Raw genomic sequence first — 5,418 nt, 5'->3', positions numbered from 1 at the left:
GGCACGCCACACCGGAGGCCAGCACCTCGCCGCCCTCCCCGGACACCGCCCGGGTGATGAACCGACGGGCGAAGTCCTGCCCGGAGTACCCGGACCCGCCGGTGACCACCACGATGTCTGCCTCCACCGTCGCGGGCCGCCGCAGCCAGTACTCCACCGCCACCGGGTCGTCCGCCACCGGTTCCGCCGAGGTCACGACACCTCCCCAGGATTCGATCAATGCCGGGAAGGACGCGGAGAAGGCGTCGCGCACCTCACCGGGACCGGGCACCCCGGAACGCACGATCTCATTGCCGGTGAAGGCGCACACCACCGTCGGACGCCTCGTCACAGTCACTTCGCCGATACCGCCGGCCGACAGCATCGCGACATGACGTGGTGTGAGCCGCACGCCCGCGGCCAGCAGTTCGGCCCCGGCGGAGCGCTCCTGACCGGCGGGGCGGATGTCCTTGCCGGGCTCCGGCTGTCCGGCGTGCAGCAGGGAACCGTCGCAGGTGGTCTCGGCGTCCTCCGAGCGGACGACTGCCTCCGCGCCGGTGGGCAGCAGCGACCCGGTCAGCACCGGCAGCGCCTCACCCTCGTCGAGGACGCCGCCCGTGCGGTGGACGTTGCGTCCTGCCGCGCCCTCGACCGGGAATGCGAGCAGTCGCCACGGGCCGGTGCCGCGCACCGCGAAGCCGTCCATCGCCGAGGACGTGTAGTGCGGCACGTCCATGGGGGAGACCACGGCGCACGCCAGGACCCGGCCCGCCGCGTCGGCGACCGGAACCTGTTCGGTGCCGCGCCGGGCGTGGTCACGGACGGCGTGTTCGACGGCGGTGCGGGCATCGGACCAGCTGAGAGTGTTCATCAGTCCTGACCGTACCCGTGCCCGTGCCCGTACCCGTGTGCTGTGGCGTCCGCCCAGGTGTCGATGTCGGCGACGGCCGTGGCGGGCAGTCCGATCTCCGGGAGGTGGAGTCGCTTCACGACGCGCATGACGGGAGCGTCAGTGAGGTCGGTGCCGCAGGCGGCGCGCAGTGCGGTGACGTCGCAGCGGAAGAGCAGAGGCTGCAGGCGTCCGCCCGCGGTGACGACGCCGTGCCGGTCCAGTGCGGCGACCACCGCCGCCGGGTCCGCGAGATCGGCGGGCAGGACCAGCACGTCACCGGTGTGGTCGGCGGGGATCGCGGCGACACCGGCGGCGATGCCTGCGGCGGGGCCGGCCAGCGGCGGATGCTCACGGACCCGGGCCACGTCGGACGGCAGCGGCATCTCGCCGGCGACGACGACCCGGGTGCAGTCGGGGAGGTCGGCGCAGGCGTCGAGGACGCGGTCGATGAGCCGGCGTCCCGTGGCGTCCTCGAGCAGCGGTTTGACCGGCACCGGGCCGGGCGCGGAGGTGGCGAGACGTTCGCCGCGCCCACCGGCGATGATCAGCGCGTACATCTAGCCTCCGGCGAACGGCGGGAGGATGTCGACGCGACCGACGGTGCCGAGGTCGACGGTGGGGGCGTCCGCGCGGGTGACGGTGCGGCCGTCGACGAGGAAGCTGCAGCGGTCGAAGATCCGGGCGAGCGTCATGCCTCCGGCGGTGGTGCCGGTGTGGGTGGCGCCGAGGGTGTCGAGCAGGTCGGATAGTGTGCCGGAAGCGTCAGCGTCCTCCTGTGGAACGCCGCGTGCGGCCCGGGCGGCGGCGAAATAGTGGATCTCAACCATGCGCACCAGTCTAGGCGGGCGACAGCGCTGTGGGGGTATGGCATATTATGCCAATGGTGTCTATCGTCGGGGAATGAACAAGGAGGCGCACCATGCCCACACGGAATGTCGTCATCACCGACCACCAGCAGAAGCTGGTGGAGGACCTCGTGGAATCCGGGGAGTACCAGAACGCCAGCGAGGTGCTTCGCGAGGGGCTCCGGCTCGTTGAGAAGCAGCGTGCGGAGGATGCGGTCAAGCTCGAGGCGCTGCGTCGGCATGGCGCGGCGGGGGAGATCGACATTGCTGCGGGGCGCTACATGGATGTCACCTTCGAGGGACTCAAGGACTATGTGTACAAGCTCGGTGAAGAAGTGGTCCGACGGAGGAGGGCGGAGACTGCAACGATCGGCACTGACGATCAGCACTGAGGATCAGCACTGAGGAAGCTGGAGCTTCTTGATGCCGCGATGGATATCGAAGACCTGCGGATCCCGCCGGGGAACCGACTGGAGCGGCTGTCCGGTGACCGACGTGACCAGCACAGTATCCGGGGGAACAGTCAATGGCGGATTCGCTTCACGTGGAGACAAGGAGGAGCAAAGGGTGTTGAACTCGTCGACTACCACTGATCAGGTACAGAATTCGCACATGATCGAACCGATCCACCCCGGCGCGGTCCTCATGGAGGACTTCATCGAAGGCTGCGGGATCCCCCAGCACAAGGTTGCCGAGCACAAGGTTGCCGAGCACAAGGTTGCCGTGGCCATCGGGGTCCCGCCACGTCGGATCAACGGGATCGTGCACGGCAAGCGGGGCATCACCGCAGACACTGCGATCCGGCTCGCCAGGTACTTCGGGACCTCGGAGGAGTCCTGGATGAACCTGCAGTCCAATTGCGAGTTGCGCATGGGTCATCAGGCGCTGGGCGACAGGCTGGCGGAGATCGAGCCGTTGGCCACCGCGTAACCTGGGCACCTATGAGCAGCACGGACAACTCCGGGAACCCCGGGAACACCCACCTCACCCACGTCCGCGGGGACGGCTCGGCACACATGGTCGACGTCACCGCGAAGAACGAGACCAGCCGCACCGCGGTGGCCACCGGTCGGGTCCGTACCAGGCCCGACGTGCTCGACATGATCTTCGCGCCGGCAGACGGGGAGCACGGGAGCCTGCCCAAGGGGGACGCCCTGCCCGTCGCCCGCGTCGCCGGCATCATGGGCGCGAAGAAGACCCCCGAGATCATCCCGCTGTGCCACCCGCTGCCGCTCGGCAGGATCACCGTCGACTTCCGCCGCGAGGACGCCGCCACCGACGGGGCGGACGCCGTGCGCATCGAGGCCTCGGTGAAGACCCGTGGCGTCACCGGCGTGGAGATGGAGGCGCTCACCGCCGTGACCAGCGCCGCACTGACCGTGTACGACATGATCAAGGCGGTCGACAGGCACGGCGTCATCGAGGACGTCCGCGTGCTGGCGAAGTCCGGCGGCAAGTCCGGGGCCTGGGACGTGCGCGCCGGGGAGGACGCGTGACCACCGCGCTCGTCGTCGTGGCGTCCACCCGCGCCGCCTCGGGGGAGTACTCCGACCGCACCGGCCCGGTGCTCGTCGACTGGCTGCGGGGACACGGCATCGACGTGCCGGACGCCGTCATCGTCGCCGACGCCGAGATCCCCGTCTTCCTCGCGGACCTGCTCACCGGTGACCGGCCCACCCTCGTGTTCACCACCGGCGGTACCGGTATCAGTCCCACCGACCGCACCGTCGCCGCGGTCAGACCGCTGCTCACCCATGAGCTTCCGGGCCTGATGACGGCAGTCCATCTCAGAGGACTGGACAACGGCGTCCCGACCGCGCTGCTGTCCGGTGGTGTGGCGGGTACCGTCGGACGCACCTTCGTCATGACGCTGCCCGGCTCGGCCGGGGGAGTGGGGGACGGCATCGCCGTGCTCGACCCCGTGCTCGACCACCTCATCGACCAGCTGGAAGGAGCCGGGGACCATGAATGACCCTGTGAAAGATCCTGCCTACGTCGCCGCGCAGACCGGCACCGTCATCCACACCGCCATCTCCACCGACCCGTTGGAGGTTCACCTCGACCGGGCGACGGAGGAGACGCGGACCCCCGCGATGGGCGCCGTCGTCACCTTCGAGGGCACCGTGCGCGACCACGACAACGGCGAGGGGGTCACGCAACTGATCTACTCCCACCACCCGACCGCACCCGCCGTGCTGGCACGCATCGCCGAGGAGACCGTCGCCGAGTACCCCGAGGTCCGCCTGTGGGCGGAGCACCGCAGCGGAGCGTTGGACGTGGGGGACCTCGCATTTCTCGTGGTGGTGGCGTCCTCCCACCGGGGTCCCGCTTTCGAGGCGATCGCCCAGTTCGCCACACGCGTGAAGACGGAGGTGCCGATCTGGAAGGAACAGGAGCACGCCGACGGCTCGACGGACTGGGTGGGTCTGTGATGACCACCGGGCATGACGGGAAGGGCACCGTGGACATCGCCCGCTACCGACGCCAGGTCACGCTCGCCGGATTCGGTCTGGCGGCGCAGGAGAGGCTGGCGTCCTCCCACGTCGCCGTGCTCGGCGCTGGCGGGCTCGGTTCGCCGGCACTGCTCTACCTCGCCGCAGCCGGGGTCGGTGGGGTCACCGTCATCGACGACGACACAGTCGCGACCTCCAACCTCCACCGGCAGGTCATCCATGTCGACGCCGCCGTCGGTGAGCCCAAGACGGCGTCCGCGCGGCGGGAGATGCTGGCACGGAACCCGGACCTGGTCGTCCATGTCGTCGACGCCCGCCTGACCGCGGACAATGCCGTGGAGCTGCTTCAGGACGCCGACATCGTGCTGGACGGCACCGACAACTTCGCCGCCCGCCACGCCTGCTCCCATGCCTGCGCGGTGCTCGGGATCCCCCACGTCTGGGGGTCGATCCTCGGTTTCGACGCGCAGCTGTCCGTGTTCGGGACACACCTGCCGGACGGGACACCGGGGCCGGTCTACGAGGATGTCTTCCCCGCACCGCCGGAGCCCGGAACTGTGCCCTCCTGTTCGGCGGCCGGTGTGCTGGGGCCTGTCGTCGGAGTCGTGGGAACCGCGATGGCCCTGGAGGCGGTCAAGGTGCTGACCGGGGTCGGGGAGCCTCTGGCCGGTACGATCGGCTACTTCGACGGGTTGTCGGGACGCTGGGAGTACATCACGGTGCAGGCCGATCCGGCGGTGGCCGACCGGGTGGGGGCCGCGCCGACCCCTGTCACGGAGCAGCTCGCGGTGGAGCCCTCCGATGACGCGGCTGATGCGGACGACTCCGGCGACTCCGGCATCCCCGACCTCGACGCAGCCGTTCTCCTCGACGTCCGAGAGCCCGACGAGTTCGCCACCGTGCACATTCCGGGTGCGGTGAATGTCCCGCTGTCGGTGCTCAGGGGCGGCGCGGACGGTGAGGTTCCCGAGGAGGTGTCGCGGGTGGTCGACCGGGCGTCCGCGTCCTCGCGTCCGCTGGTCGTGTACTGCGGGTCGGGGGTGCGGTCGCTGCGCGCGGTGGACATCCTCGCGTCCGCGGGGATCAGTGCGCTGAACTACCCTGGCGGCATCGATGCCTGGCTGGAGCGGCGGTAGGGCGGTCGGACCGCTGCGCCGGAGCGGATGCCTCTGGTCTTCCGCCGACGACGGTCGCGCATCACAGCGCACGTCGGAAGTGCACGGGCACAGTGCGGCACAGTGCGGCACAG

Annotated in this window: 10 protein-coding genes; 7 read left to right on the top strand and 3 right to left on the bottom strand. The window is 70.1% G+C overall.

Annotated elements, in window-relative coordinates:
• From QZV72_RS07865 to QZV72_RS07855, 3 genes are all read right to left on the bottom strand, one after another.
• Positions 1 to 850, bottom strand: an 850-nt coding sequence (locus QZV72_RS07865; RefSeq protein WP_297006999.1) for a molybdopterin-binding protein, incomplete at its 3' end; no start/stop codon positions are given.
• On the bottom strand, positions 850 to 1,428 hold the full coding sequence (locus QZV72_RS07860; protein ID WP_297006996.1) for an NTP transferase domain-containing protein: 579 nt from the start codon (positions 1,426 to 1,428) through the stop codon (positions 850 to 852). The genes QZV72_RS07865 and QZV72_RS07860, both read right to left, overlap by 1 nt.
• Complete coding sequence (locus QZV72_RS07855) at positions 1,429 to 1,698, bottom strand: MoaD/ThiS family protein (protein WP_297006995.1); 270 nt, start codon at positions 1,696 to 1,698, stop codon at positions 1,429 to 1,431. It lies immediately after the preceding gene.
• Positions 1,699 to 1,790: 92 nt separating this feature from the next.
• Between QZV72_RS07855 and QZV72_RS07850 the strand changes: the two genes are divergently transcribed.
• From QZV72_RS07850 to QZV72_RS07820, 7 genes are read left to right on the top strand one after another with little or no spacing between them, the layout of a single operon-like run.
• On the top strand, positions 1,791 to 2,108 hold the full coding sequence (locus QZV72_RS07850) for a type II toxin-antitoxin system ParD family antitoxin (RefSeq protein ID WP_297006993.1): 318 nt from the start codon (positions 1,791 to 1,793) through the stop codon (positions 2,106 to 2,108).
• 9 nt (positions 2,109 to 2,117) lie between these two features.
• On the top strand, positions 2,118 to 2,309 hold the full coding sequence (locus tag QZV72_RS07845; RefSeq protein WP_297007001.1) for a type II toxin-antitoxin system RelE/ParE family toxin: 192 nt from the start codon (positions 2,118 to 2,120) through the stop codon (positions 2,307 to 2,309).
• Positions 2,310 to 2,328: 19 nt separating this feature from the next.
• Positions 2,329 to 2,646 (top strand): HigA family addiction module antitoxin, encoded by a 318-nt coding sequence (locus tag QZV72_RS07840; RefSeq protein WP_297006992.1) that lies wholly within the window; start codon positions 2,329 to 2,331, stop codon positions 2,644 to 2,646.
• Positions 2,647 to 2,657: 11 nt separating this feature from the next.
• Positions 2,658 to 3,212, top strand: a complete 555-nt coding sequence (moaC, locus tag QZV72_RS07835) for a cyclic pyranopterin monophosphate synthase MoaC (RefSeq protein WP_297006990.1) — start codon at positions 2,658 to 2,660, stop codon at positions 3,210 to 3,212.
• Positions 3,209 to 3,688 (top strand): molybdenum cofactor biosynthesis protein B, encoded by a 480-nt coding sequence (locus QZV72_RS07830; protein ID WP_297006988.1) that lies wholly within the window; start codon positions 3,209 to 3,211, stop codon positions 3,686 to 3,688. The genes moaC and QZV72_RS07830 overlap by 4 nt, the downstream gene beginning before the upstream one ends.
• Positions 3,681 to 4,148, top strand: a complete 468-nt coding sequence (locus tag QZV72_RS07825) for a molybdenum cofactor biosynthesis protein MoaE (RefSeq protein ID WP_297006986.1) — start codon at positions 3,681 to 3,683, stop codon at positions 4,146 to 4,148. Before QZV72_RS07830 ends, QZV72_RS07825 begins: the two co-directional genes overlap by 8 nt.
• Positions 4,148 to 5,305, top strand: a complete 1,158-nt coding sequence (locus QZV72_RS07820) for a ThiF family adenylyltransferase (protein WP_297006984.1) — start codon at positions 4,148 to 4,150, stop codon at positions 5,303 to 5,305. The genes QZV72_RS07825 and QZV72_RS07820 overlap by 1 nt, the downstream gene beginning before the upstream one ends.
• Positions 5,306 to 5,418 lie beyond the last annotated feature (113 nt).

This window comes from uncultured Corynebacterium sp., from assembly GCF_902782855.1.
Lineage (GTDB): Bacteria > Actinomycetota > Actinomycetes > Mycobacteriales > Mycobacteriaceae > Corynebacterium.
Note: the sequence above shows the minus strand (reverse complement) of the source record. Positions and strands in the feature narration are given on the sequence as shown.

Coding starts and splice junctions, on each gene's coding strand:
- QZV72_RS07860 (WP_297006996.1), bottom strand. CDS start 1,428: ATGTACGCGCTGATCATCGCCGGTGGGCGCGGCGAACGTCTCGCCACC.
- QZV72_RS07855 (WP_297006995.1), bottom strand. CDS start 1,698: ATGGTTGAGATCCACTATTTCGCCGCCGCCCGGGCCGCACGCGGCGTT.
- QZV72_RS07850 (WP_297006993.1), top strand. CDS start 1,791: ATGCCCACACGGAATGTCGTCATCACCGACCACCAGCAGAAGCTGGTG.
- QZV72_RS07840 (WP_297006992.1), top strand. CDS start 2,329: ATGATCGAACCGATCCACCCCGGCGCGGTCCTCATGGAGGACTTCATC.
- moaC (WP_297006990.1), top strand. CDS start 2,658: ATGAGCAGCACGGACAACTCCGGGAACCCCGGGAACACCCACCTCACC.
- QZV72_RS07825 (WP_297006986.1), top strand. CDS start 3,681: ATGAATGACCCTGTGAAAGATCCTGCCTACGTCGCCGCGCAGACCGGC.
- QZV72_RS07820 (WP_297006984.1), top strand. CDS start 4,148: ATGACCACCGGGCATGACGGGAAGGGCACCGTGGACATCGCCCGCTAC.